24 protein-coding genes and 2 pseudogenes are annotated in these 26,654 nt (G+C 61.8%); 13 read left to right on the forward strand and 13 right to left on the reverse strand.

Features of this window, described 5'->3' with window-relative positions:
• Positions 1-7: 7 nt before the first annotated feature.
• Positions 8-547, reverse strand: a complete 540-nt coding sequence (locus J7U39_RS30850) for a flavin reductase family protein (protein ID WP_210633553.1) — start codon at positions 545-547, stop codon at positions 8-10.
• 204 nt (positions 548-751) lie between these two features.
• On the opposite strand from J7U39_RS30850, the gene J7U39_RS30855 reads away from it, so the two are divergent.
• Both J7U39_RS30855 and J7U39_RS30860 read left to right on the forward strand, forming a co-directional pair.
• Complete coding sequence (locus J7U39_RS30855; RefSeq protein ID WP_210633554.1) at positions 752-1,204, forward strand: MarR family transcriptional regulator; 453 nt, start codon at positions 752-754, stop codon at positions 1,202-1,204.
• Between the two features lie 181 nt (positions 1,205-1,385).
• Complete coding sequence (locus J7U39_RS30860) at positions 1,386-2,687, forward strand: aromatic acid/H+ symport family MFS transporter (RefSeq protein WP_210633555.1); 1,302 nt, start codon at positions 1,386-1,388, stop codon at positions 2,685-2,687.
• Positions 2,688-2,732: 45 nt separating this feature from the next.
• Here J7U39_RS30860 and J7U39_RS30865 read toward each other — a convergent pair whose 3' ends face one another.
• Complete coding sequence (locus tag J7U39_RS30865; RefSeq protein WP_210633556.1) at positions 2,733-3,011, reverse strand: hypothetical protein; 279 nt, start codon at positions 3,009-3,011, stop codon at positions 2,733-2,735.
• A 120-nt stretch (positions 3,012-3,131) separates the two neighbouring features.
• Between J7U39_RS30865 and J7U39_RS30870 the strand changes: the two are divergent.
• From J7U39_RS30870 to J7U39_RS30880, 3 genes and pseudogenes are all read left to right on the forward strand, one after another.
• Positions 3,132-3,412, forward strand: a pseudogene (locus J7U39_RS30870) (flotillin family protein); the annotation flags it as partial.
• 154 nt (positions 3,413-3,566) lie between these two features.
• The gene (locus J7U39_RS30875; protein WP_210633557.1) at positions 3,567-4,835 is read left to right on the forward strand and encodes a DNA repair exonuclease; all 1,269 of its coding nucleotides are present in this window, start codon (positions 3,567-3,569) and stop codon (positions 4,833-4,835) included.
• Entirely contained in the window at positions 4,835-8,308 is a 3,474-nt protein-coding gene (locus tag J7U39_RS30880) for an AAA family ATPase (RefSeq protein WP_210633558.1), read from the forward strand. The genes J7U39_RS30875 and J7U39_RS30880 overlap by 1 nt, the downstream gene beginning before the upstream one ends.
• Positions 8,309-8,355: 47 nt before the next feature.
• Here J7U39_RS30880 and J7U39_RS30885 read toward each other — a convergent pair whose 3' ends face one another.
• Together J7U39_RS30885 and J7U39_RS30890 are read right to left on the reverse strand one after the other, a co-directional pair.
• Positions 8,356-8,778, reverse strand: coding sequence for a type II toxin-antitoxin system VapC family toxin (locus J7U39_RS30885; RefSeq protein WP_210633559.1), 423 nt, complete (start codon positions 8,776-8,778; stop codon positions 8,356-8,358).
• Positions 8,775-9,029, reverse strand: a complete 255-nt coding sequence (locus tag J7U39_RS30890) for a type II toxin-antitoxin system Phd/YefM family antitoxin (RefSeq protein WP_184455494.1) — start codon at positions 9,027-9,029, stop codon at positions 8,775-8,777. The genes J7U39_RS30885 and J7U39_RS30890 overlap by 4 nt, the downstream gene beginning before the upstream one ends.
• 235 nt (positions 9,030-9,264) lie before the next feature.
• Between J7U39_RS30890 and J7U39_RS30895 the strand changes: the two genes are divergently transcribed.
• Positions 9,265-10,179: an acetamidase/formamidase family protein gene (locus J7U39_RS30895; RefSeq protein WP_210633560.1), complete on the forward strand. Its 915-nt coding sequence runs from the start codon at positions 9,265-9,267 to the stop codon at positions 10,177-10,179.
• Positions 10,180-10,195: 16 nt separating this feature from the next.
• Here J7U39_RS30895 and J7U39_RS30900 read toward each other — a convergent pair whose 3' ends face one another.
• Together J7U39_RS30900 and J7U39_RS30905 are read right to left on the reverse strand one after the other, a co-directional pair.
• Positions 10,196-11,098 (reverse strand): proline iminopeptidase-family hydrolase, encoded by a 903-nt coding sequence (locus J7U39_RS30900; protein ID WP_210633561.1) that lies wholly within the window; start codon positions 11,096-11,098, stop codon positions 10,196-10,198.
• Positions 11,099-11,196: 98 nt separating this feature from the next.
• Positions 11,197-11,955, reverse strand: a complete 759-nt coding sequence (locus J7U39_RS30905; protein ID WP_210633562.1) for a LuxR family transcriptional regulator — start codon at positions 11,953-11,955, stop codon at positions 11,197-11,199.
• 129 nt (positions 11,956-12,084) lie between these two features.
• Between J7U39_RS30905 and J7U39_RS30910 the strand changes: the two genes are divergently transcribed.
• From J7U39_RS30910 to J7U39_RS30930, 5 genes and pseudogenes are all read left to right on the forward strand, one after another.
• Positions 12,085-12,975 carry a proline iminopeptidase-family hydrolase gene (locus tag J7U39_RS30910; RefSeq protein WP_210633563.1) on the forward strand — a complete coding sequence of 297 codons (891 nt, stop codon included), beginning with the start codon at positions 12,085-12,087 and terminating at the stop codon, positions 12,973-12,975.
• A gap of 51 nt (positions 12,976-13,026) precedes the next feature.
• The gene (locus J7U39_RS30915; RefSeq protein ID WP_210633564.1) at positions 13,027-13,965 is read left to right on the forward strand and encodes an ABC transporter permease; all 939 of its coding nucleotides are present in this window, start codon (positions 13,027-13,029) and stop codon (positions 13,963-13,965) included.
• Positions 13,962-14,810, forward strand: coding sequence for an ABC transporter permease (locus tag J7U39_RS30920; RefSeq protein ID WP_210633565.1), 849 nt, complete (start codon positions 13,962-13,964; stop codon positions 14,808-14,810). Before J7U39_RS30915 ends, J7U39_RS30920 begins: the two co-directional genes overlap by 4 nt.
• Positions 14,807-16,508 (forward strand): annotated as a pseudogene (locus tag J7U39_RS30925) (ABC transporter ATP-binding protein). The gene J7U39_RS30920 and the pseudogene J7U39_RS30925 overlap by 4 nt, the downstream one beginning before the upstream one ends.
• A gap of 19 nt (positions 16,509-16,527) precedes the next feature.
• The gene (locus J7U39_RS30930; protein WP_210633566.1) at positions 16,528-18,042 is read left to right on the forward strand and encodes an ABC transporter substrate-binding protein; all 1,515 of its coding nucleotides are present in this window, start codon (positions 16,528-16,530) and stop codon (positions 18,040-18,042) included.
• 84 nt (positions 18,043-18,126) lie between these two features.
• On the opposite strand, the gene yghU is transcribed toward J7U39_RS30930, so the two are convergent.
• The 7 genes from yghU to J7U39_RS30965 form a co-directional block, all read right to left on the reverse strand.
• Entirely contained in the window at positions 18,127-19,002 is an 876-nt protein-coding gene (gene yghU, locus J7U39_RS30935) for a glutathione-dependent disulfide-bond oxidoreductase (protein WP_210633567.1), read from the reverse strand.
• A 156-nt stretch (positions 19,003-19,158) separates the two neighbouring features.
• Positions 19,159-19,539 carry a cupin domain-containing protein gene (locus tag J7U39_RS30940; RefSeq protein WP_210633568.1) on the reverse strand — a complete coding sequence of 127 codons (381 nt, stop codon included), beginning with the start codon at positions 19,537-19,539 and terminating at the stop codon, positions 19,159-19,161.
• 15 nt (positions 19,540-19,554) lie between these two features.
• Complete coding sequence (locus tag J7U39_RS30945; RefSeq protein WP_210633569.1) at positions 19,555-20,646, reverse strand: Gfo/Idh/MocA family oxidoreductase; 1,092 nt, start codon at positions 20,644-20,646, stop codon at positions 19,555-19,557.
• 2 nt (positions 20,647-20,648) lie between these two features.
• A complete protein-coding gene (locus tag J7U39_RS30950; protein WP_210633570.1) occupies positions 20,649-21,476 on the reverse strand; it encodes a carbohydrate ABC transporter permease in 828 nt (275 codons plus the stop codon).
• Positions 21,473-22,408: a sugar ABC transporter permease gene (locus tag J7U39_RS30955; protein ID WP_210633802.1), complete on the reverse strand. Its 936-nt coding sequence runs from the start codon at positions 22,406-22,408 to the stop codon at positions 21,473-21,475. Before J7U39_RS30955 ends, J7U39_RS30950 begins: the two co-directional genes overlap by 4 nt.
• A gap of 59 nt (positions 22,409-22,467) precedes the next feature.
• Positions 22,468-23,721, reverse strand: coding sequence for an extracellular solute-binding protein (locus J7U39_RS30960; RefSeq protein WP_210633571.1), 1,254 nt, complete (start codon positions 23,719-23,721; stop codon positions 22,468-22,470).
• A 78-nt stretch (positions 23,722-23,799) separates the two neighbouring features.
• On the reverse strand, positions 23,800-24,465 hold the full coding sequence (locus J7U39_RS30965) for a GntR family transcriptional regulator (RefSeq protein WP_210633572.1): 666 nt from the start codon (positions 24,463-24,465) through the stop codon (positions 23,800-23,802).
• A gap of 130 nt (positions 24,466-24,595) precedes the next feature.
• Here J7U39_RS30965 and J7U39_RS30970 point away from each other — a divergent pair, with 130 nt between their 5' ends.
• Positions 24,596-25,792: a Tm-1-like ATP-binding domain-containing protein gene (locus J7U39_RS30970; protein WP_210633573.1), complete on the forward strand. Its 1,197-nt coding sequence runs from the start codon at positions 24,596-24,598 to the stop codon at positions 25,790-25,792.
• Positions 25,785-26,627: a phosphoenolpyruvate hydrolase family protein gene (locus J7U39_RS30975; RefSeq protein ID WP_210633574.1), complete on the forward strand. Its 843-nt coding sequence runs from the start codon at positions 25,785-25,787 to the stop codon at positions 26,625-26,627. Before J7U39_RS30970 ends, J7U39_RS30975 begins: the two co-directional genes overlap by 8 nt.
• Positions 26,628-26,654: the final 27 nt, after the last annotated feature.

Consider the following 26,654-nt stretch of genomic DNA (forward strand, 5'->3'; position numbering starts at 1 on the left):
ACGACCTTCAGTTCTGGGATGTGGGAAGCGCGTGCTGTGGTGCGCAATATTTCGAGTTTTCGTACATCAGCGGGATCGTGTCTTGGGAAAGGCGTGTATCCACCACCTGCCCGATGAAGATCGTGTGCGTCCCGTAGGGAACCGCACCCATGCGGCGGCAGACAACCGAGGCATGAGCGGAATCAAGCACCATCATGCCGCGCTCATGGCGAACCCAATCGGCAGCCTCGAACCGACGTTCAGGCGCAATCTTGCCGCTGAAACCTTCCGACAGGGCGACCTGCCTGTCGGTCAGAATGCTGACTGCAAATTCCGGCACCTCAAGCAGCATGCCATGCAGGTAGGTACGATTGTTCAGGCAGATGAGGAGAGATGGCGGATCCATCGAAAGTGATGTGACGGCAGTTGCCGTCATTCCATGGTCCGTACCGTTGCGGCAGGCGGAAATGATCGTCACTGTCGCCGGGAAACGGCGCATGGTCGATCGAAACGCATCGCTGATCGGTGCAGGGGCCGGCACTATGCCGAGAGCAGCAGTGGCAGACATGATTTCCTCCCGTGTTTCCCGCTGCCAAATTATTGCATCTGCAACTGTTGTCAACGCAAATCTATAAATCAGGCGGGAAAAATGTTTGATCTACCCCGCCATTGTCGGCGGCTGAAAGCCAATCATGTTGTCATCCCGGTCATTTAGGTGCATGTCGGAGAGAACGTTCAGCAAGCGCCCCGAATCCCGCCAGCAGACAGAGATATGTACAAACTTACCGATTCCGTTCCGTATCTTCTCAATCGCGCCGGCGTGCGGATAGCCGAGGTGTTCGCGCAGAGAATTGCCGAAGATGATCTCAGCGTGGCGATGTACAGGGTTCTGGCGATGCTCAAGGAGCGCCGGGAAAGCACCCTGGGGGATCTCGCCGACGTCGTATCTGTCGAGATTTCGACGCTTTCGCGCCTGGTCGGCACGCTGGCCAAGCGCAAGCTGGTGTCGAGAACACGTCCGGAAGACAATGGCCGGATCGTCATCGTCAGGCTGACCCCGCAGGGCGAGGCGCTGACGGAAAGGCTCATGCCGCTTGCCGTGGAGCTTGAAAGCACCGCGGTTCAGGGCATGTCGGCCGAGGAAGTCGCAGCCCTGAAGAATGCGCTGCGCCGCATGCACAGCAACCTGCCGGCAATATCCGCAAAGGGAAAAGTTGCCGGCTGAGAAGTTTGCAGTTGCAAATATTTTATTCGCAAGTATTTAATGGCGTGTCATCGTTGTCTTGACATCGCCCGCTCGCGGGTGAGTCTGGCGCTGGGAGGAACCTCGCCGGCAATGATCCAGGAGGATTTGTACATGGATCGGTGCGGGCCTGCCGCTGGCAGGAGCGTGCTTCCTGTACTCAATGTATGGGGAGGGAAAATTGGCCATACAAGATCTCGCTATTATCAACGAACGTGTTCGCAGCCCGAATATCATCATCGCCCTTTGCGGTCTGCTGATCCTGTTTGACGGTTATGATCTGATCGTTTACGGGGCAGTCGCGCCGGCGCTGCTCGGTGAAGCAAGCTGGGGCCTGACGCCCGGCATGGTCGGACGAGCTGCTTCCATCACCCTGTTCGGCATGCTGCTCGGCGCGCTCGTTGCAGGAACACTCGCCGACAGGATAGGCCGTCGCAAGGTCATCATCGGCAGCCTGCTGAGTTTCTCCGTTATGATGATCGGCAGCGGTCTGGCGCCCAACTTTCTCGTTTTCGAGGCAACCCGCTTTCTCGCCGGTCTGGGCCTTGGCGCTCTTTTTCCGACAGTAACCGCATTGATCATCGAGTTTTCCGCGCCGAGACGGAAGGCGATCGCCTATTCGATTGCTCTTCTCGGTTATCTCGCCGGCGGCATCATCTCGGGTATGCTCGGAATGTTGCTGATACAGAAATACGGATGGCGTCCATTGATGATCATCGGCGGCGCACCGATCCTGCTTCTGCCTTTCTTTATCCACCTCATCCCGGAGTCCCCCGAATGGCTGGCAACGAAAAACCGCCAGGCCGAAGCCAACCATTTCGCAAACCAGTACAGACTGCCCAATCCCCTAGCCAGGCCCGTTGGACAACGCCAGGTCGGCATCCGGTCACTGTTTTCCGAAGGTCGCCTGCTGCCGACCTTGAACGCATGGGGCATCCACTTTTGTTCGCTTCTGCTGACATTCGGAATGGTCAACTGGCTCCCGACCATTATGAACAAGTTGGGCTACGACCTCGGTTCTGCCCTGCTCTTCTCCGTGACGCTCAATCTCGGAGCCGCAGTCGGCCTGCTGATTGGCGCAAGGATTGCCGACCGTGGAAATGTCAAAATCGTCGTGGCAGGTCTGTTTCTTCTTGGAGCCTGCTCGATCTGGTTGCTGACGCAGGTGGATCAGGGACTCCAGGTTTACGCTCTCGTCGCACTTGCCGGGACGGGAACGATCGGCACGCAGATCCTCGCCAATATTCTCGTTGGAAACCTCTATCCGGTCGAGATCCGCGGAACCGGCCTTGGCTTCTCGCTCGGCATCGGCCGTATCGGAGGCATGATAGGACCGGCCATCGGCGGTGCGGTTCTGGGTGCGGGCCTTGCTCCGCAGTGGAACTTCTACATCTTCGCTTCGGTCGGTGCCCTGGGATGCGTCCTCGCACTCATGACATTGCTGTATCGCAAAAAGGCTGAGTGATGCCGGATTGTCGGCAGGTTCCCCATCCGGAACCTGCCGACAATACTAATGAACCATTCCAGGTTTCGCCCTGTTGGCGAACTGGTGGACGAGCATGATGCCCTGCTCAAGCAGCAGTTCGGCCGCCCGCAGATTGTGTGGCGCAAGCTCCCCCGAAAGTCCGCGGATCGTATTGGCGATGCAGACGGAGTTGACGACGAAACGGGCGTCGCCCTCCTCTTCGGCCTCCTCGGCGGTCGCCTCCAAGGCGTCGGCGACAGTGTCGAGCAGGCTCGACCGTTCAACAAGCGTCATGTCGTTCAGAGTCTTCGAAATACCGTTCATGATTGTCTCCTCGCGCGAGCCCGAGGCGGGCCACAGCGCCGATTTTCTCGATGTGCGTCAGATGGCTGTGACTGTCAGATGGAGATCCATGTCTTCAGAAGCAACGCATGGCTGCCGCGCGCTTCACGCATGCGTGCAGCGCGGCTCAAGGCCCCCGAGAAGAAGGTGGCGGCCTTTGGCGGGCCGGACTATCAGCTCGATTCGCAGATCCTCATGCGCTTTGCCGAAGCGATCGAAAACGGCCGGCTGCCGCTCGTGCCGCAAATCCAGGTCGGCGGCGCCGGCGCCGAAAAAGGCGTCACCATGGTCTTGTGGAAATGATGCTGTCGATGCTGGTCGCCGATCGGCCTGGTCAGCAGCGGGCGCCGGCTGCAGTGCCGGCGCCGATCGAGCAGCATTGATTGTGGATGGGCCGGTTCCGCCGGCCCATTTTACTCGCCAGGACGCTGCCGCCATGCTCTGAATATTTCATGTTTCGCTGACGGGCGATAACGTCCGTTTATTTGTCAGACGGCGCCTGCTGGATCACTCTATCGCAACACCATTCTTGCATTCATGGCCTATCGTTTCGTCCACACTGCCGATCTCCATCTCGACTCTCCCCTGCGCTCTCTCGCGCTTCGCAACGCAGAGCTGGCCGACCTCGTGAGTGACGCCAGCCGGCAGGCGCTGGTCGCGATCGTCGATCTTTGCCTTGAGGAACAGGTCGACGCGCTTGTCATCGCCGGCGATCTCTACGACGGCGAGCAGACGTCGATGAAGACGGCGCGCTTCCTGGCAGGAGAGCTCGAACGGCTGCACCGAGCGGGCATCTCAGTCTTCAAGATCCGGGGAAATCATGATGCGATGTCGAAGATCGCCAGGGAACTGGTGATGCCCCATACGGTGAAGATCTTCGGCGGCCATGCCGAGATTGTGGAGGCCACGAAGGGCAGCTTGTCGGTCGCGATCCACGGCCTGAGCTTTGCGAAACCGCAGGCCCCGGACCCGCTGCTGCCGAAGTTCAAGCCGCCGGTAACGGATGCCGTCAATATCGGCATCATGCATACGAGCCTGGCCGGATCGGTCGGACATGATGTCTATGCGCCCTGCAACGTGCTCGACCTGCATGCCTCGGGTTTCGATTATTGGGCACTCGGGCATCTCCACCAGCGCAGCCAGTATCCCGGCACGGCGACGGTCGTCATGCCCGGCATGCCTCAGGGCCGCGACATCAATGAAGCGGGCGTCAAGACCGTGTCGCTTGTGACCGTGGCGGACGACCGGACCGTGACGGTTGAGGAGCGGCGCACCAGCATCGCGCAGTTCGAGCGCGTCAATGTCGACCTCACTGGTGTCGATGATTGGCGTGAGGCGGCCATGCTGGTCGAGACGGCGCTGATGGCGCAGCGCGACCGCACGGCTTCGCCCCATCTTGTCGCACGCCTCAGGCTTTCCGGCCGCACGCCGCTCTCCTGGCAGCTCCGGCGCGATGTTGACCTCATGCAGGCGGAAGCCGAGCGGCGCAGCGACCTGATCGGCTGTACCTGGATCGAGAAGCTGGAACTCGCCTTCGAAGCGCCCTCGATGCCCGCAGACGCGTCCGCCGCCGATCCCGTCATCGAACTCGGCACGCTGATGCGGGACGAGGTCATCGCGCGTAGCGGATTTCGCGACGATGTCAGGGAGATGATCCGGGACCTGCTCGCCGACCTGCCGCCCGAGAGCCGGGCATTTGCCGGTGATAACGAGGCGGGTTTTGAACGCTTCATCGACAGCCTTCTCGCCGATGGCGCCGAGGACATCGCCGCCCGGATGAAGGCGGTGGATCGGGGAGACAGCTGATGCGTCTGCGCCGCCTCGATCTCACCCGTTATGGCAAGTTCACCGATCAATCCATCGATTTCGGCGCGGCCCGTCAAGGTTCGCCGGACTTGCACATTGTTTATGGCCTGAACGAAGCGGGCAAGTCGACCACCTTCGCCGCCTACCTTGATCTGCTCTACGGCATTGGTGAGCGCAGCACCTATAATTTCCTGCATCCCTACAATACGATGAAGGTCGGTGCGCGATTGGAATTTGGTGGCTCGGAATACGAGCTCGCGCGGCTCAAGCTGCGGACCGGCAGCCTTGTCGATGATCGGGGACAAGCTGTGAACGAGGCGCTCCTGGCCGGCGCCCTTGGAGGCGTCGGTCGCGAGGCCTATCGCACCATGTTCTCGCTCGACGATCAATCGCTCAAGGAAGGCGGCAACGCCATCATACAAAGCAAGGGCGAACTCGGCGAATTGCTGTTCTCGGCCAGCTCGGGTCTGGCAGGCCTGAGCCGTTCGCTGGTGACCGCGGCCGACGAAGCCAACGCAATCTACAAGAAGCGGTCGTCGAGCACCAAGCTCGCGGAACTCAAGCGTTCGCTCGAAGCGCTCAAGGCCGAGCGCAATGCCATCGACACGCTTGCTTCGGCCTATGCGGGCCTGAAATCGACCCATGAGCAGGCCGAGCGCGCCTATGGCACGACCACACGGGAATTGGCCGAGGCCAAGTCGCGGTATCAGGAGCTGACCCGCCTTCTCGGCGCCTTGCCTGCAGCGCTGGAGCTCCGGCGGCTGGATGCAGATGCAGCCGCCATGAGCGATCTGCCGCGGCCGCCGTCCGAATGGTTCGCGCTCCTGCCCCAGCTTTCGCGCGACGAGACGCGGCTGCAGGCGCTTGTCGAGACCGCCGACCGCACGCTGCGCCAGCTTGCGGACCAGATCGAGGCGATCGCGATCGACGACAAGGCTCTGGCAGTCGCCGCGCATATGGACCTGCTGGATCAGGGTCGGGCGCGCTATCTTGCGGCTGAGAGCGATCTGCCGAAGCGCCGGCTGGCGCTGGCCGAACAGGAGGGTGAGTTGGTCCGACTGCTGGCCGATCTCGAACAGCCCGGCCATGCGAAACCCGAGGCCCTGCTGCTGCCCGCTTCGCTGATCGGCATCATCCGCGATCTTATCGAACGGCGTTCCGGCGTCGAGGCGAAACTGGCAGCCGCTGATCGGGAACTGTTGCGAGCGCGGGAGAATCTCGAAAGGCTGGACAGGGAAGGCGGCTCGCGAGATGGAGCTGGGGTCCTGGATCCCGAGCTTTTCGGCCGCATCGAGATCGCCCTGAGCCGGCTGGCGGGATCTGATCTCCCCGTGCGGCTTACCATGGAAGAACGGACACTTGTCCAGGCGAAGCGAACGCAGGAGAACCGGTTTGAACAGCTCGCACCCTGGAGCGGCAACGCCGCCGCTCTGCAGCAAATGGCCGTGGCAGAGCCTCGACAGATCGAAGCCTGGCGTGGCCAAGCGGCCGCTATCGACAAGCGGATTGGCGATCACGAGGGAAGGCTGCGCGATCTCGGCACCGAACAGGCGCTGACCAAAGCCCGGATCGCGGCCTTCGTCGCCGGCGGTTCGATCGACGATACCGAGGCCGCGCGGCTGCGCGATGAACGCGATGCCGCCTGGCAGGCGCATCTTACCAGCCTGAATGCCGCCACGGCTCGGATTTTCGAGGAGCGGATGCGGCAGGACGACGTGGTATCCGCCGGCCGGCTGTCGCGGGCGCAGGAACTGGCCGAGCTGCGTCAACTCCGCCAGGCGGAAGCGGCAACGGCAGCAATGATCGAGCGGCAAAGGGAACTGCTTGGCGAAGCGCGCGCCGAACATGATGCGCTTGCCGAGCGCATCGGTGATCTGCTGCCTGAAAGCATCGAACATGACGCCGAAGCCGCGGCGCGCGTGGCCGCACTCGAGACTTGGAGCACCAAGCGAGCCGCGGCGCTCGCCGCCTGGGACGATCTGCAACACGCAGAAGACACGGTGCACGCACTTCGCCTCGAACTGGATAGGCATGTCGCAACGCTTGCGGAGAGCCTTGCAGAAGCCGGTCTTGATGACGCAGGCCAGCGACCGGTCGCCGAGCTGATGCAGGCTGCAAATAATATAATCGTCGCCGGCAGAGCCGAGCGGGCGACGCGGCAGGCGCACGAGAAGGCGGTCGGTGACCTCAGCCACGATCTCAGGGAACGCGAGCGCGACCGGCAGGAGGCGGAAGCCGCCATGGCGGCTTGGGAGCGGGAATGGGCAGAGGCGCTGTCGCGAACCTGGTTTGCCGATAAGGCCGGTTCGATGGCCGCTGTCCGCGCGATGCTGAATGCGCTCGCTACACTGCCCTCCATCCTGAAGGAGAGGGATGACCTCGCAAGTCGTGTTGCCGCGATGGAGCGCGACCAGCAGCAATTCCGCGAGCAAATTGCCGGTCTCCTCAGAGACTGCGGTCTCAGCCAGTCGGCGGTGGATACGCTCGCCTCCGCAAACGCGCTTGTGGAACGTCATGAGGCGGCGCGGCATGCGGCTCAGCTTCGGGCAGACCGGCAGGCGGATCTCGAAAGACAATTGGAAAAACGGCGTGCGCTGGAGGAGGAACTGGCCGTTCACAATGCCCGCAAGGACGAATTGACCGGCTATTTCGCTGCGGACTCGCTTGCTTCGGTCGAAGCATTCCTGAACCAGTCCCGAGAGCGGGACCGGCTGGAGGAGCGAGCCGCCGCGTTACGCCACCAGATCACCGAGGCATTGCGTGCTGCGAGTTTTTCCGAAGCCGAACGGCGCCTCGACGCTGTCGACGCCGCTGCGGTCGAGCGCGACGCCATGGAGCTTGGCGCCCGGATCGAGGATCTCACCGAGCGTGCGAAACTTCTCTATTCCGACGTGTCGCTGGCGCGGCAGAAGCTCGAGGCCGTCGGCGGAGACGACTCCGTGGCCCGGATCGAGGCCAAGCGCAGAACCATTTTCCTTGAAATCGAGGAACTGGCCGTGCGGCATCTGACGCTGCGCGCGGGCACGCTCGCGGCTGAACAGGCGCTGCATATCTATCGGGAAAAACATCGTAGTTCGATGATGAACCGCGCATCGGAGGCCTTTCGCCTGATCACCGGCGGCAATTATTCCGGCCTGACGACCCAGCCCGACCGGGACAAGGAGATATTGATCGGCGTGTCGCGCGACGGTGGTTCGAAGCTTGCGGACGCGATGTCGACCGGCACCCAGTTCCAACTCTACCTCGCGCTGCGGCTGGCGGGCTACGAGGAATTCGCAGCGTTTCGCCGGCCCGTACCCTTCGTCGCCGATGACATCATGGAGAGCTTCGACAATCCTCGCTCCGAAGAGGTCTTCCGCTTGCTCGGCGAAATGGCAAAGGTCGGACAGGTTATCTACCTTACCCACCATTGGCATCTCTGCGAGATCGCGCGAGACGTTGTTCCGAACGTGACCATACATCAACTGCCGTGACAACGCGCAAAGAAACGCCGCGCCACCACTGCGTTTCGGCAGGGAAATCAATCTTGCCACGGGTCCAGCACGACAATGCCCGCGCCTTCGAAATCCCGGGCATTGCGGGTGACGACGGTGAGGCCGTGAACCAGGGCCGTCGCGGCAATCAAGACATCGGCTTCATTGCGCCGGTCTGGAACATGCAGATGCGCGCAGCACGTCGCGACCGCATCGTCGATCGACAGGATACGGTCGGCGAATGCTGGCCGAACCTGATTTTCCAGCCATGCACGCAGACGAGCGCCCTGCGCTACATCGCGGCGCTGCACGCCGAGTATTCCACGTTCCAATTCCAGGATCGTCATGGCGGAGATGCATAGGCCTGTTGCATCTTGCGCTCCAGCCCATGCGACCACATTAGCATTGGCCTTGCCGTCTCCGACCTTCCGCAGCTCGGAAACAACATTGGTGTCCAGCAGATATTTCAAGATAGATCGACTCCGCGGGGGGCGATCTCAACTCGAGGCAGATCGAAGTCGATATCCGACAGGCCTGGCATGGAGAGAGCATCGACGAGACTGCGGGGCTTGCCGGTTAGCCGCTCGAATTCGTCATAGGTCATCAACACGTGGGATGGCTTTCCACGATCCGTGATGATGACCGGACCATTTTGCGCCGCCTTCTTTGCCCTGCTCACGTCGTGATTTAGTTCGCGGCTGGAAAGATGTGTCACGCTCATAATCCACCTCCGATGTAGGCACTTACCTACATATAACATTCGGAGAATGAAAGGCAAGATCAGCCGGCCGTTTCGCGGCAGGAGACGTCGGGTCACGATCGCGAAATCGATGCGGGGCTACACGAGCGATGTCGGGATATTGGCTTCCCAGATCATCTCTGATCTAGTCTCGATTCTCAGCCGGCAACGCAGCCTGGGCTGACGGTATTTGAAAAAAAGCGAGAGCCGTATTCTCATGACCACTCACCGCTTCATTCCGACGACCTTCCACAATGTCATCGGCTCTCTTCCGCCCGCCTTGCACATCGCTGACGGCGACACCGTCGTCACGGAGACACTCGACGCCATCGGCTATGACAAGGACGGCATCCGGCGGACATCTGGTCCCAACCCGATGAACGGCCCGATCTTCGTGGAAGGCGCGGAACCCGGAGATGCGCTGAAGGTCGAGATCATCAGCATGATCCCGACGAGGGACACTGGTTTTACGCGCAGCATCGTCGCGGCCAATGTCATCGATCCTGAAACGGTTCGCGACCTGCCGCCGCGCGACATGGCGATCTGGGCGATCGACCGCGAAGCATTGACGGTCCGATTGTCCGAGCCGGTCTCCGGCCTCGACAGTTTCGTTCTGCCTCTTGCGCCGATGATCGGCTGTTTCGGGGTTGCGCCCAGCCTTGGCCAGGCAATCTCGACGGCGACCAGCGGCGAATATGGCGGCAACATGGATTATCGCCTGTTCGGTCCGGGCACGACCGTTCGCTTGCCCGTATCGGCGCCGGGCGCCCTTTTCTTTTTGGGCGACTGCCATGCGGTGCAAGGAGATGGCGAGATCGTCGGTACCGGCGTCGAGACCACTTTCGACGTCACGGTGCGGCTGACGGTGGAAAAGAAGGCCGGGCTGATCTGGCCACGCGGAGAAACCGCTGAAGACATATTCACCGTCGGCAATGCGAGACCCCTCGACCAGGCGCTCCAGCATGCGACGAGCGAAATGCTGACCTGGCTGGCGTCGGATTACGGCCTGGACCGGACAGCGGCCAGCCATCTGCTCGGCCAGGTCGTGCGTTACGACGTCGGCAACGTCTTTGACCCGGCCTATACGATGGCCTGCCGGGTCGCCAAGAAATGGCTGGTTCGCCAGTCATGACGGACCAGCATATGCGTCAGTCGTGCCGCGACAGGAAGCGGGAAACGGTCGCCAGGCAAAGCTGCTTTTCCTCGACATGCGGCATATGGCTGGAATTTTCGAAGAGCACCCATTCGCAGCCCGGGACGCGTTCGAGATAGGGCCTTACGACGAGGGGCGTCGCCTCGTCATGTTTGCCCGAGATCAGCAGCGTCGGTGCTTCGATGCGGTCGAGCCTGTCTTCGATCGTCCAATCCTTCATCGTTCCGATGACGTGGAATTCCGTCGGGCCGTTCATGTTGCGATAGACGGTGTTGTCTTCGTCCATGATGGCGAATGTCCGCGCCACATCGGGCGGCCATGGCGCGACGCGGCAGACATGGCGATCATAGAAGACGCGGGAGGCGGCGATATAGTCCGGATCGGTAAGGCTTCCCGCCCGTTCGTGCTTCAGCAGCGTGTCCTGCACCTCCTTCGGCAATTCCTGCCGCAGCCGATTGGCTTCGGCAACCCAGGTGTGCATGTTGGCCGGCGAGTTGGCGATGACAAGGGCCTTCAGGCCTTGCGGCCGGCGCACCGCATGTTCGGCGCCGAGCATGCCGCCCCAGGACTGGCCGAGGAAGGCGTAACGATGCTGGATGCCGAGATGGGCAAGCAGTGCGTCGAGCTCTTCGAGGAACAGGCCGACCGTCCAGAAATCCGGGCCCTTGTCCGGAAGGCGGGTGGAATTGCCGTTGCCGAGCTGGTCGTAGTGGATGACCGGGCGGCCGTCGAGGGCGGCGATTTCCTTGAAGGAATCGACGTAGTCATGCGTGCAGCCGGGCCCACCGTGGGCAACGACGAGAGGCAGCTTGTCGCTTTTCAGCGAACCGGTGACGCGGTACCAGGTGCGATAATCGCGAAAGGGCAGATAGGCTTCACTTGTTGCGACTTCGGCCACCGACATCTCCATTCCTCGGAAGTTTGGCAACCATAACGCGGCAACCGCGGCGAAGGCAGCTATCACAAGTTATAGGATGGCAATGATCGGCCGCGCTCTTAGAGCAGGCGGTAATGAGTGGCGCGTACGACGGCCTGCGTACGGTTGCGGGCGCCGAGTTTCTTGGCCGCGGCGTTGAGATGCATGACCACGGTCGGGACGGAACGGCCGATGATGCGCGAGATTTCCTTGGCGGAATAGCCTTCCGCCGAATGGCGGAGGCATTCGCGCTCCCGCTCGGTCAGGCGAATGGTGCCGACGCTTCGAGCCTTCGTGTCGAAAAGCGAATAGGCGGTCTCATGGAAGACGTGGGCAAGCAGGTTGAAGTCAGCGATAGCGCGCAACGCATGCCGTTCGAAATCGCGGTCGCCGCGGAAACGGATGCCGGTGACCGTCGCATAATCGCCTCCCGGCATATGCACCGGCACGGTGACACCGGTCGACATGTCGCGTTCGAGGAGATAGCGCGTCACCGGTGCGGTGTCGTCACTCATGAAGCGGTTGATCAGCGTGTCCGCATTCGTGTCGTAATTCCAGAAGAACGGCGCGGTGCTGCGCAGCGCCACCTGCTGGACCGGGTCGATGCGGAAATAACCGCGATCGAACCAATAGTCGTGCATATCGTCGGCGATGTTCCGGAGCTTCAGCAGCGACGGGATCATGATCGCGCCGTCGAGGTCGTAGGGCACCGGCGTATAGTCGTAGATGAGAGCCTCGAAGCCCAGCTGCTTCATCGCCTCGAAGGCCTGGTCGATCCGGCCGTCCAGCGTCTCATGCGCCGTAAACTGCCGTCTGATCGTTCCGATGTCGTCAAGCATGGGCTGCTCCCGGTTTCGGCGTGGCGCCCTACCCTATCACTTCTTATAGCTGGCACGGAACGCGATTTACGGTAAAAAATTAACCACGCCCAAATATTGAGCAAGGGGTATTTTCTGCTGGAGCAATCAATGTGGCGTGAAATACAGCCGGACGCGCGATTTGAGATCGATGCCGGTGGCTATCGCGTCGTCGCCTATAGCTTCGGGACCGGCAACGAGACGGTGTTCTGCCTGAACGGCGGTCCCGGTCTGCCCTGCGATTACCTGCGCGAGGCGCACTCCTGCCTGATCGACAAGGGCTACCGCGTCGTCGCCTTCGACCAGCTCGGCACCGGCGCCTCCGATCGGCCGGACGATCTCTCGCTCTGGACGATCGGCCGCTATGTCGAGGAGACCGAAACGGTGCGCAAGACGCTCGGACTCGGAAAGGTCCACATGCTCGGCCATTCCTGGGGCGGGTGGCTGGCGATCGATTATGCCTTGACCTACCCCGAAAACCTCAAGACGCTGATCCTCGAGGATACCGTCGCCGACATGCCGCATCTGATCTCGGAACTGGAACGGCTGCGGGCAGCGCTTGGTCCGGAAACAGTCTCGATGATGCAGAAGCATGAGGCGCAGGGGACCTACGATCATCCGGAATATATCGCCGCCGTCACCATCCTCAACTACCGCCATGTCTGCCGCCTGGCCGAATGGCCGGCGCCGATACGCCGTTCGCTCGACGACTGGAACATGGCGCCTTACGCGACGATGCAGGGCCCGAACGAGTTTCTTTACATCGGCAACCTCAAGGACTGGAACCGCATCCCGGATCTGCCGCGGCTGACGCTGCCCGTGCTGATCACCACGGGAGAGCATGACGAGCTGACGCCCGCCTGCGCGCTCAGGATGAAGCTGGCGCTGCCGAATGCCGAGCTCCGGGTGTTCGCCAATGCCAGCCACATGCCCTTCTATGAGAACCCGCAGGACTATTATCCGGCGCTTCTCGATTTCCTCGACCGGCACAAGGCAGCCTGATGCAAGTGAAAGCGGCTCAAACCGGACGAGGACAGAGGGGCGGCCGTGCTCATGTATCGCTATAAATTCGTTCTGACCCGACCGCTTCAGTTCCTGCCCGTCATCTTCGGCATCAGCGTCATCACCTTCATTCTGGTTCGGCTGATCCCCGGCGATCCGGCGCGCAACATCCTCGGTACGCGCGCCACACCGGCTGCCCTTGCCAGCATCCGTGCCCAATACGGTCTCGATCAGCCGATGTGGCTGCAATATGTCTATTTCCTCAAAAATCTCGCCAATGGCGAGATGGGCAAATCGATCCTCTACAAGATCGACGTGCTGAAGCTGATCGTCACCCGCATCGAGCCGACGCTTGCCCTCGTCGCCGCAAGCGTCGTGCTGTCGGTGCTGATCGCTGTGCCGATGGCGGCGATCGCCGCACGCAATGCCGGCCGGGCGCCGGACCATGCGGTGCGCATCGTCTCGACCTTCGGCATCGGCTTTCCGCCCTTCTGGTTGGGGCTGATGCTGATCATCCTCTTCAGCGTCGAACTCGGGCTGCTGCCGGTTTCCGGCTACGGCGCGACGCTCGGCGACAAACTTGCGCATCTCGTGCTGCCGAGCCTGACGGTGGCGCTGTCGCTCTCGACCGTTTTGACGCGCAGCCTGCGCGCCGCGATGATCGAGTCGCTGAAATCAGATGTCGCGACGGCGGCGCGCGCCCGCGGCATGCCCGAAGGCATCGTCTTCTGGCGGCACGTGCTGCCGAATTCGCTGGTGCCGACGATCAACCTGCTTGCCGTCAACATCGGCTGGCTGATCGGCGGCACGGTTGTGGTCGAGAGCGTCTTCGCGCTGCCCGGCATGGGCCAGCTCCTCGTCAGGGCGATCTTCTCGCGTGACTATATGGTGGTGCAGGGCGTCGCGATGGTCTTTGCCTGCGCCACCGTGCTGATCAACTTCATCGCCGATATCGTCACCGTTGCCGTCGATCCGAGGGTGAAGCTATGAGCGTCGAGGTGACAACACCCGCGTCCCCTGGCCGCCTCCTCCTCGGCCGGCGGCCGATGTTTGCCGTCGGCGCCGGCGTGCTGTTGTTCTTCATCCTGCTGGCGCTTGGCGCGCCTCTTCTCGCGCCCTATGACCCGATCATGCAGAATGCCGAGGTGCGCCTGCAGGCGCCTTCGCTGCTTCACCCCTTCGGCACCGACAATTTCGGCCGTGACATCCTCTCCCGCGTCATCTGGGGTGCGCGCATCGATCTGCAGATGGCGCTGATCGGCGTCGTCTTCCCGTTCCTGATCGGCACGACGGTCGGCACCATCTCCGGCTTCTTCGGTGGAATCGTCGATGCACTGTTCATGCGTCTGGTCGATATCATTCTTGCCTTTCCCTTTCTCGTGCTGATGCTGTCGATTATCGCGATCCTCGGCCCAGGACTCGGCAGCTTCTACATCGCCATGGCGCTGGTCGGCTGGGTCTCCTATGCGCGGCTGATCCGGGCGCAGATGCTGGTGCTGAAGAGCAGCGATTACGCAGTGGCCGCCGTCAGCCTCGGCTTCAGCCGCAGGCGTATCATGTTCCGGCACCTGCTGCCGAACGCGATTGCCGGCTCGATCGTCTTTTCCATGTCCGATGCGACTCTGGTGCTGCTGAGCGGTGCGGCCGTCAGCTATCTCGGCCTCGGCGTCCAGCCGCCGATCGCCGAATGGGGCGTCATGGTCGCGGAGGGGCAGAGCTTCATCACCACCGCCTGGTGGATCACGCTGTTTCCCGGCCTCTCCATCGTCTGCCTTGCCTTCGGCTTCAGCATGCTGGGCGATGCGCTCGGCGAATTGCTGGGAGTGCATGAATGAGCGGTCCTGTGCTCTCCGTTCGCGATCTCACCGTCAGAGCGCATCTCGATTCCGGCCCGCGCACGCTGCTTGATGCAGTCTCGCTCGATCTCGGTCGCGGCGAAATTCTCGGTCTCGTCGGCGAGAGCGGCTCGGGCAAGAGCCTGTTCTGCCGCTCGCTGGTGCGCCTCTTGCCCTCCTCGCTGCTGAAGATCGAGAGCGGTTCCATGCTGCTGGAAGGACGCGACCTGACGCGGATCCATGACGTTGAGATGCTGAAGGTGCGCGGCGGTGAGATCGGCATGATCTTCCAGAACCCGACCAGCCATCTCGATCCGGTCATGCGGATCGGCAATCAGATCGCCGAGGGCATCCGCTATCATCAGGGCCTTGGTGCCCACGAAGCTCGCGCCGCGGCGTTGGAAATTCTCGCGCAGGTCGGCTTTCCCGACCCCGGCCGGCAGTACGACAGCTATCCGCATGAATTTTCCGGCGGCATGCGCCAGCGGGCGATGATCGGTGTTGCCCTGTCCTGCAATCCGAAAATCCTGATCGCCGACGAACCGACGACGGCGCTCGACGTCACCATTCAGGCGCAGATCCTGCGGCTGCTGATCGATATTCGCGACCGCCGCGGCCTGTCGATCATTCTCATCACTCACGATCTCGGCATCGTCGCCCAGACCTGCGACCGCATCGCCGTAATGCGTGGCGGCAAGCTCATCGAAGAGGGGCCGAAGCGGACGATCCTCGCACAGCCGCAACATCCCTATACGATCAACCTGATCGACAGCCACCCGTCGATATCAGGCGGGATGCCGGCGCCGGCGCTCGAGATCGCCGAGGCACGCGCGCCGGCGAGACCCTTGCTCGAAATCGATGATCTGCACGTGCGTTTCAGAGCCGGTGGCAGCCTGGTCAAGGGTGGCGCCAAGACGGTCAGCGCCGTTGCCGGCGTCAGCCTGCAGATCATGCCGGGCGAGACGGTCGGCATCGTCGGCGAATCCGGCAGCGGCAAAAGCACGCTTGCCCGCGCCGTGCTCGGTCTCACGCCACTTTCCTCGGGTCATGTCACCTTCGACGGTGTCGATCTCACGCTGCAGAAAAGCGCTGGCCTGGCAAAGCTCAGGCGCGAAACGGCGATGGTGTTCCAGGACCCCTATAATGCCCTCAATCCCCGGCTGACGATCGGGCAGATGCTGGCCGAGGTGCTGAAGGTGCAGGGCAAGGTCGCCAAGGTCGATATTCCGGCGCGCATCGGCGAACTGCTCGATCTCGTCGGCCTCGAGCGCGAATTCGCTGAGCGCAAGCCGCGCAGCATGAGCGGCGGTCAGTGCCAGCGCGCCGGCATCGCCCGCGCGCTTGCCGTCGAACCGAAGCTGATTATCGCCGACGAATGCGTGGCGGCCCTCGACGTCACCATCCAGGCGCAGATCATCGAGCTTTTCCGCCAGCTCACCGCGAAGATGAACCTGACGCTGGTCTTCATCGCCCATGATCTGGCGATCGTGCGCAATCTCTGCGAACGCGTCGTCGTGATGTATCGCGGAGAGATCGTCGAGGAGGGCCGCTCCGACGAGGTCTTCGCGCGGCCGAAGCATGCCTATACCGCGGCGCTGATCGCTGCCATTCCCGACATCGATCCTGACAAGCCGCTGCTGCAAGGGCACCGGCCGCAGGGACGAGGCGCAATCCATATCCATCAGACGCATGCCATAACAAAGAAGGGAACGAACTGATGCCAAACAGGTGGAAATCAATCGGGCTTGCCGCCATGCTCGCTGGCCTGACATTGAGTGCAAGCTATGCCGAAGCCGCCGGTGTGCTCACCATCGGCCGCCGCGAGGATTCGACGACATTCGATCCGATCAAGACGGCGCAGAACATCGACAACTGGGTGTTCTCGAACGTCTACGATGTGCTGATCCGCGTCGACAAGACAGGCACCAAGCTGGAGCCGGGCCTTGCCGAAAGCTGGACCGCCTCCAATGACGGGCTGACCTACACCTTCAAGATCCGCGATGCGAAATTCTCGGACGGTTCGCCGCTGACGGCGGAAGACGCGGCCTACAGCCTGCTGCGCATCCGCGACGACCCGGCCTCGCTCTGGAGCGATTCCTACAAGGTGATCGACACGGCGGCTGCGACCGACGCGCATACGCTGACGATCAAGCTCAAGAATCCGTCGGCGCCGTTCCTGTCGACGCTGGCGCTGCCGAACGCTTCCGTCATTTCGAAGGCGGGCATGGAAGCGCTGGGCGCCGATACCTATGCCGAAAAGCCGGTCGCATCCGGCGCCTTCACCGTCGAGGAATGGCGGCGTGGCGACCGCATTATCCTTAAGAAGAACCCAAACTTCTGGCAGGCCGACCGAGTCAAGCTCGACGGCGTCGAATGGATCTCCGTGCCCGACGACAATACCCGGATGCTCAACGTCCAGGCCGGCGAGCTGGATGCGGCGATCTTTGTACCGTTTTCCCGGGTCGAGGAGCTGAAGAAGGATACAAGCCTCAACGTCGACGTCGATTCCTCTACTCGCGAGGATCATCTTCTGATCAACCATGCGCACGGCGCGCTCGCCAAGAAAGAAGTCCGCCAGGCGCTCGACTTGGCGATCGACAAGAAGGCGATCGTCGACGCCGTCACCTTCCGCCAGGGCACGGTTGCCAACTCTTACATTCCGAAAGGCGCGCTTTATTATTTCGCCGATAATTTGCAGCGGCCCTACGATCCTGAAAAAGCAAAGGAGATGCTGCTTGCTGCTGGCGCTTCCGACCTGACGCTCAATTATCTGATCCGCGCCGGTGACGAGGTCGACGAACAGACGGCCGTGCTGGTCCAGCAGCAGTTGCAGAAGGCCGGCATTACCGCCAACCTGCAAAAGGTCGACCCGAGCCAGGAATGGGACATGACGGTTGCGGGCGACTACGACATCTCCGTCAACTATTGGACGAACGACATCCTCGATCCGGACCAGAAGACAACCTTTGTTCTCGGCCACGATTCGAACAATAATTACATGACCAACTACAAGAATGAGGCGGTGAAGGAGCTGGTCGCCAAGGCGCGTCTCGAACTCGACCCGAAGAAACGCGAAGAGATGTATGTCGATCTGCAGAAGATGGCCAAGGACGACGTCAACTGGATCGACCTCTATTACAGCCCCTACATCAACGTCTCGCGCAAGAATATCGAGAACTTCCACCAGAACCCGCTCGGCCGCTTCTTCCTGGAAGACACGGTCAAGAACTGAGTTCGGGCAGCTCGCAAATGCTCCGCCGCCGTAGGGGCGGCGGAGCCTGATTTATTGCTGAAACAACCAGCTGGCACGGCTTGCTTATTCGGCAGCCGCCAGCTTGTCCTGCGTTTTGGTCTCGAAATCGCTGGCGTCGTGGCGCTCGTGCAACTGGCTCGACGGGTCGCCGGAGAGGCGGTTGACCATCCGGCCGCGCTGCACCGCGGGCCGGCTATAGATATTGTCGGCCCAGCGCAACACGTTTTTATAGTCCCCGACTTGCAGGAATTCCGCGGCCTCGTAGCTCCAGCCCTTCACCAGGCCGCCGTACCACGGCCAGATGGCAATATCGGCGATCGTGTATTGACTGCCTGCCACATATTCGCTTTCGGCAAGACGGTGATCGAGCACGTCGAGCTGACGCTTCACCTCCATCGCGAAGCGGTCGATCGCATATTCGATCTTGGTTGGTGCATAGGCGTAGAAATGGCCGAAGCCGCCGCCGAGATAGGGCGCGCTTCCCATTTGCCAGAACAGCCATGACAGGCATTCGGCACGCTCACTCGGCTCGGTCGGCAGGAAGGCGCCGAACTTCTCGGCGAGATAGGTGAGGATGGCGCCGGATTCGAAGACGCGGACCGGCTTCGGGCCGCTGCGGTCCATCAGCGCCGGGATCTTGGAGTTGGGATTGACGGCGACGAAGCCGCTGCCGAACTGGTCGCCCTCGCCGATCCTGATCAGCCAGGCGTCATACTCCGCACCGCCATGACCGAGCGCCAGCAGTTCCTCGAGCATGATCGTGACCTTCTGGCCGTTCGGCGTTCCGAGCGAATAGAGCTGCAGCGGGTGGCGGCCGATCGGAAGCTCCTTCTCATGTGTCGGTCCCGCTATCGGGCGATTGATGTTGGCGAATTGGCCGCCATTCGCCTTGTTCCAGGTCCAGACCTTCGGGGGGATATAGTCGGAGGTACCGCTCATCTTTTAAACTCCTGGCATTGATCAGACAGAGTGCGACGCTGGTTGGGTCGTCGCATTTTTCCTGACATAGCAGAGGCGATGAGGTTTTGTCACAGCTATCGGAGCGGCTTCACGCAATCGTCAGAGCCTTGGCAAGGTTGATGAAAATCTGCCGATTCAGGCCGCACCCTCGCCTTCATGATTGACCGCCGTCCGGGTACCGGAGGAGAACATGATCAGCGCGAAGAGCGGTTCGGTGCCGAGCGCGCGCGCCCAGTGACGGATATTGCGGGGAATGCGGATCGCATCGCCAGGTTCGAGCCGATAAAGCGCATCGCCGAGCTTGTGTTCGCAACTGCCGGAAACGACGTAGAGGATCTCCTCGCAGTCGGGGTGCGAATGCAGCTGGTTGCGTTCGCCGGGATTGATGCGACAGGTACCGAAGGTCATCTCGGCGCCGGGCGTGCCGTCGCCGGTGATCTTCCAGTTGAGTTCGCCCCAACTGGTCGGCATGAATTCACCGCCAGCTTTCCTGAAAATCACATCGGTATCGCTCAAGGCTGTCCCTCCCTGTCAGAGATTGGTGGTGACGCCGGCATTCGTGCGTCTGTAGAATTCGAAGAGCTTCATGATCTCGCGGGCGATTTCGAGCGTGCCCCTTGATATCTGGGTGCCGGCAAGGATCGCATCCGTCAGATGCAGGATCTCGGGCACATAGCCGAGATAAAAGAGATTGTTGTTATAGAGCTGGCCGAGCGAATGCTCAGGCTCATAGAGCAAAGCGGCATTCTCGTCCGGCTGGATGAAGCTTGCGGCGCGGCCATAGGACGGCAGGTCCGCCTTGCGGAAATACGTCAGACGGCTGCCGTTTTCGATGATGGCGTTGGCGCCTTCGCCGATGATCTCCACGCGCTCGAAGATGCTGCCGCCCGACTGGCCGGCGGCGAGGTGCAGCGTTCCGATCGCGCCGGAGCGGAAGCGCAGGCTGGTGACGCTTGCCCCGGCCAACGGCTCCCACTCATAACTGGCACGCTCTATCTCGCCGCCGAGGAAATTGAGGATCGCGCCTGGATGGTAGATATGGTCGAGAAAGCTCTGCATCTTGACGAGATCGGCGCGGTCTTCCGGCCTCGGCAGGCTCTGGGGATAACGGACATTGATCGAGGTCAGCCTGCCGAAACCCGGCGAGCCGATCAGATCCTTGAGTTTCTCGATCGTCGGAAAGAAGGTCTTCTTGAGACCGGTCATCACCATGCGGCCGGCCGCCGCACTTGCCGCCTGCAGCATTTCGATATCGTCGATGCTTGCCGCTGTCGGTTTTTCCATCCAGACGTGCGCGCCCGCTGCAAGGGCGTCGAGCGCCAGATCGGCCGCCTGGACCCGGCCGTCGGGATGATAGGCGGTGACGAGAAAGACCAGCTCCGGCTTTTCTCGCTCCAGCATCTCGCGATGATCGGTATAGGCCTTGCCGGCGCCGAAGAGTTTTGCGAATTTCTCGGCGCGGCCGAGATCGAGATCGCAGATGCCGGCAAGTTCCACCGGCGCATACCGCAGCGCCGGATAGACATTGCGATAGGCATGGCCGCCGGCGCCGATGAAGCAGGCCTTGATGCGATGGTCGAATTCGAAATTGTAGCGGATTTCCCGCTGGATCTGATGCGACATGGTCAGCCCTTGATTGCCCCCTGCGTCAGCCCCTCGGTGAAGCGGCGCTGCATCAGGATGTAGAGAAGAATGATCGGCAGGAACGAAATGACGGTGCCCGAGAAGACCAGGCGATAATCGGAGGCATAGGTGCTGGCGAAACGGACCAGCCCGAGCGGCAGCGTCTGTACCTCGGGGCTGATCAGCACGATCAGCGGCAGGAAGAAATCGTTCCAGGTGGAAAGCGCGCTGATGATGACGAGCGCTTGCACCGCGGGTGTCGAGATCGGCAGAAAGACCTTGGTGAGGATCTGGAAATGCGAAGCGCCGTCGATCTTGGCGGCCTCGATCAGATCGTCCGGCACGCCGATGAAGAAGCTCCGCATCAGGAAGATGCCGAAGGGAATGCCGTTGCTGACCTGCACCAGCACGATACCAGCAAGCGTGTTGACGAGATTCAGTCCGAAGAGCACCTGGTAGAGCGGGATGACGATCGCCTGGACCGGCACGGTGAGCCCGAGGATGAAGGCGTAGAACAGCCATTCCCGGCCGGGGAATCGGATCTTGGCAAGCGCATAGCCGGCCGGCGCGCAGGTGATGAGCGACAAGGCGACGACGCCGACGAGGTTGATGAGGCTGTTGCCGACGAGGTCCCCGAAGCCGCCGGTCTGCCAGGCGTCGAGATAATTCCGCCACATCAGGTCGGCGGGCCAGGTGAAGGGATCGGCCTGGCCAATCTCGGCCTCTGTCTTGAAGCTCGAGATCACCAGCCAGACGAAGGGAGCGAGGATCAGAATCAGGACCGGGGTTAGCGCCAGCGCCACCGGCCATTCGCGATTGCGCACACTCATTGGGAAAGCCTCGCGCGCCAGCGGTTGAAGACGATGGTGATGGCGAGCGCAAGCAGGCTGAGCAGGATGCAGAGCACCGCCGCAAGCCCGTGATCCTGGGACTGGAAGGCAAGCCGGTAGATGTAGGTGGTGATCAGTTCGCTCTGATAGAACGGGCCGCCATTGGTCATGACGAAGACCGTGGCGAAGCCTTTCAGGCCATTGATCATCGCCAGCGAGACGACGAAAGTGGTCACCTCGCGAAGCCCCGGCAGCGTGACATAGATCAGCTTCTGGAAGGCGTTGGCGCCGTCCACTTCCGCCGCGTCGTAAAGCGAGTGGTCGATATTCTGCAGGCCGGCGATGAAGAGCAGCATGTAGAGGCCGAAGCCCTGCCACGAGCTTGCGACATTGACGGAGAACAGCACCAAAGCGGGATCGGAAAGCCATCCTCGCGTGAAGGCGCCGAGCCCGATCCGCGTCAGGGCCGTGTTCAGCAGGCCGAAAAACGGGTCGTAGATATTGGCCCAGATGACGCCGACGACGGCGAGCGACACCAGATGCGGCAGGAAGAAAGCGGTGCGGAAGAAGACTTGTGTCACTCTCAGTCTGCTGACGGCAAGCGCCAGCAGCAGACCGAGGCCGCCGGCCATCACCACATGATAGGCCAGCCAGAGGAAGGTATGGACGAGGCTCTTCCAGACGATCGGATCCTGCGCCGCCTTGGCGTAATTGTCGAGGCCGACGAAGCGCGCGGAGGTATTGAAGCCGGCGGAACTGTTGAAGCTCAGCCAGAAGGTGGCGGCGATCGGCAGCAGCGTGAAGACGGCATAAAGGGTGAGCGCCGGCGCCATCAGCCAGAATGCGGTGCCGGCATCGCCATCGGCTGAGCCGGACCCGGCTACCCGGCGTTTGGACATACGGGCGGATGTGCCACCCGTATGTCCCGCCATGGCGGGGACGGTGCTGAGAGGAGCCACGACCTTGCCGCCGGGCGTTTCTGGGATGACCACTATTTCGCCTCTGCCATCTTCGCCTGGATCTGCTTCATGCCGTCCTCGCCGCCGATCTGGCCGGAGATCAGGCCCTGAATGACCTGGAAGTAGGTGTCGAGCACGGGGCCTGGCAGATAGACGCTCGGATTGTAGCCGACGCCGCCTGCGGCAGCCGCGAAGATGTCCTTCAGCACGGGGGTCGGCGGCTCGACACCGGGAATTTCGCGCGGATAGATCATCGTGCTTGCCGGATCCTGCGCGCGCTTCTTCATCACGGCATCCGAAAGCATGAAGTCGATCCACTTCATCGCAAGCTCCGGCTGCTTTGAGTTGACCGGAACGAGCCAGCTCCAGCCGACGCCGCCGGTGGGGATATCAGCACCCTTGATGTCAGAAGGCATGGGCGCATAACCGGCGTTGGCGAGGTCGTAGCCGGCCTTGCGGGCATTGGCGGTGAACCAGGGACCGGCAACGAACATGGCCGCACGCTTGTTGAACCAGAGGCGCGAGGCGCCGTCGAGATCGAGGCCTGCCATTTCCTTCTTGATATAGCCCGCCTCGATCAGCTTCTGCAGCCGGACGGCGCCGGCGGCGACCGATGGGTCGTCGAAAGCGATCTCGCGGCGCAGCGCCTTGCCGATCACTTCCTTGCCGCTCGCCGATTGCAGTAGGTTGCCGAAGAGGTGGCCGGCGCTGCCCGGTGTGCGCGGACCGATGGCGATCGGCTGCAGCCCGGTTTCTTCGATCGCCTTCATCAGCGTTTCGAACTCGGCCCACGTCGCCGGCATTTTCCAGCCCGCCTGCGCGAAGAGATCTTTGTGATACCAGATGCCGAGAGCATCGAGCCCATCCGGAACCTCGTAGATTTCCCCGCCGAACTGGCCCTTCAGCTCGGTGTAGAGCCAGGGATAGATCTCATCCTTCCAGCCGCGCTTTTCATATTGTTCGGTGAGCGGCACGACCTGCTTGGCGTTTTTGACGACGCTGATGCGGCCGATACCGGAATTGGTGAGGATTACGTCAGGCCCGGCATCCGACTGGATCGCCGCCTGCACCGCGCCGTTGCTGATCGTGCCGGTCGGCGGCATGAATTCAACCGTTACACCGGGATTGGCCTTCTCGAAATCGACCTTGATGCCGTTCCAGAGCTGCGCGACCAGCGGTTCGGTGATCTGCTCCGGACCCCACATTTTCAGGGTCTCGGCATGCGCCGGCAAGCTTACGGCGATCATCGCCGCCAGTGCCGTTGTCCGGGCCAGAAATTTCAGCATTGTTCCCTCCTCCGGGCCGCTCCTTGGCCACGTTTTCCGCTCGTTGAAAGGAGACCTCCCTCTCCTTCATTCACCCGGCTAACGCGCCGGATTTTCTTTCTGAAAGCGCGCCATGACGGCCTGCTGGACGTCGCTGATATGCGCGTGCATCAGCACCTTGGCGCCGGCGATGTCGCGCGCCCGGAAAGCCTGCAGGATCTGATCGCGCTCCTCGGCGGCCCTTTCGGCCAGGTCACGACTCTCATTGGCGATCGAGCGGCAGATCTGGATCTGCAGCGCGAGCCGCGCCAGCGTTTCGACCAGCGGCGCGCTTCCCGAAAGGTCGGCGATGGTCTCGTGAAATTCCTTGTCGCGGATGCCATAGGTCGCCATGTCGCCGCGGCGCAGTGCCGCCACCGCCTCATCCAGGATGCGCTCGAAGTTTGCGATATGCCGGTCGCTCATCTCCGGAACGGCGAGCTCGACGGCGAAGCATTCGAGAGTCTTGCGCAGATTATAGAGGTCGTCGATCTCCTTCGGCGTGAAGCTGCGCACGAAGAAGCCGCGATACGGCCTGATCTCGATCAGTCCTTCCTTGGCAAGCGTTCCTATGGCCTCGCGGAACGGCGTGCGGCTGACCTGCAGGCGCTCCGTCAATTCCTTCTCATCGATCGAGACGCCGCTCGGCAGTTCGCCGGAGACGATCAGGCGAACGATCTCCTCGTAGATCCGTTCACGAAGGGTGAGGTGGCGAGGTGCGTTCATGATTTCTGTTTCCGTCTGGCGTTCATGATTTAAGTATGCAATATGCGAAATAATATACAATATGGAAAATACAAAAAGCAGGAACTTTATCGAAGTATGTGAAAATTGATCGAAAAGAGGAGGAAAAACAATGGGAAAGGTCTATATCGTCGGTACCTGCGACACCAAGGGCGCTGAATTGAACTATGCCAAGGAGGTGGTTCTTTCGGCCGGAGCCGATGCGGTGCTGGTCGATGTCGGCACGCTGGGGGACGGCGCGGACGCCGATATCAAGGTGCGCGTAGTCGCCCAATTTCATCCCGCCGGTGCGGCGGCCGTCCTTGGACAAACGGACCGGGGGACAGCGGTTTCGGCCATGGCCAAGGCGTTGACGGCTTTTCTCAATTCGCGTGGCGACATCGGTGCCGTGCTCGGTCTTGGCGGAACCGGTAATACCGCACTGGTCACGGAGGCGATGCGGGCACTGCCGATCGGGGTGCCGAAACTGATGGTCTCGACGGTCGCCTCAGGCAATGTCGCGCCCTATGTCGGGCCGAACGACCTCACCATGATGTATTCGGTCGTCGACGTCGCCGGCCTGAATGCCATCTCGCGCAAGGTGATCGGCAATGCCGCCAATGCGGCGGCCGGCATGGTCCGCAACCCCATTCCCGCCTCGGCGGATGACCGGCCGGGCATCGGCATGACCATGTTCGGCGTCACCACTTCCTGCGTCACCCAGGTTCGGGAGATGCTCGGCGAGACGCATGAAATCTACGTCTTCCATGCCACCGGCGTCGGCGGCCAGTCGATGGAGAAGCTTGCCGATTCCGGTCTGCTGCAGGGCGTGATCGACGTGACGACGACGGAGGTTCCCGATCTCCTTGTCGGCGGTGTTTTTCCGGCGACCGAGGATCGCTTCGGTGCCATCGTCCGCACCGGCCTGCCCTATGTCGGCTCGGTCGGTGCCGTCGACATGGTGAATTTCGGCGCGCGGGAAACGGTGCCGGCAGCCTTCCGCGACCGCAGGCTCCACATCCACAACGCGCAGGTGACACTGATGCGAACCACGCCGGAAGAGAACAGCAGGATCGGCGCCTTCATCGTCGACCGGCTCAACCGGATGCAGGGGCCGGTTCGTTTCCTGCTGCCGCTTCAGGGCGTTTCGGCAATCGACGCCGCCGGTCAGCCGTTCCACGATCCCGAAGCCGACGCGGCACTGTTTTCCGCCATCCGGACCGGCTGGCACGACGCGCCGAACAGGCGCCTCGTCGAGGTCGATGCCCATATCAACAGCCCGGAATTTGCCGTCGCACTCGTCGCCGGCTTCCATGAGATCCATGCCTGAGGAGAGAGTTTTGACCCGTATCGATAGAAACGACATATTGACCAAGCTTCGACGGAAGATCGCCGAGGGCCGGCCGATCATCGGCGGTGGCGCCGGCACCGGCCTTTCCGCCAAGAGCGAGGAAGCCGGCGGCATCGACCTGATCGTGATCTATAATTCCGGCCGTTACCGCATGGCCGGGCGCGGCTCGCTGGCCGGCCTGCTGGCCTATGGCAATGCCAATGAGATCGTCAAGGAGATGGGCCGCGAGGTGCTGCCGGTTGTGCGCCATACGCCGGTGCTTGCCGGCGTCAACGGCACCGACCCCTTCATGCTTCCCGATCACTTCCTCGACGAATTGAGGGCAATGGGTTTTGCCGGCATTCAGAATTTCCCGACCATCGGGCTGATCGACGGCACCTTCCGCGCCAATCTCGAAGAGACCGGCATGGGCTTCGATCTGGAAATCGACATCATCGCCCGCGCCCACGCCAAGGACATGCTGACGACCCCTTACGTCTTCAGCAGCGACGACGCCGTGGCCATGACCAAGGCCGGCGCCGACATCGTCGTCTGCCATCTCGGCCTGACCACCGGGGGCGCGATCGGCGCCGAAACGGCGCTGACGCTCGACGGCTGCGTGGAAAAGATCAACGCGTGGTCGGATGCCGCAAGATCGGTGCGCAACGACGTCATCGTGCTCTGCCACGGCGGGCCAATCGCCATGCCCGCGGATGCGGCCCATGTGCTCGCCCGCTGCAAGGGCTGCAACGGCTTTTACGGGGCAAGCTCGATGGAACGCTTGCCGACCGAGGTCGCGATCAGGGCGCAGGTCGAGGACTTCGCAAAGATATAGGCGCGGCTTCGTCCGGCTGCACGCCAA

The sequence above is a fragment of the Rhizobium sp. NLR16a genome, from assembly GCF_017948245.1.
Classification (GTDB): Bacteria; Pseudomonadota; Alphaproteobacteria; order Rhizobiales; family Rhizobiaceae; genus Rhizobium.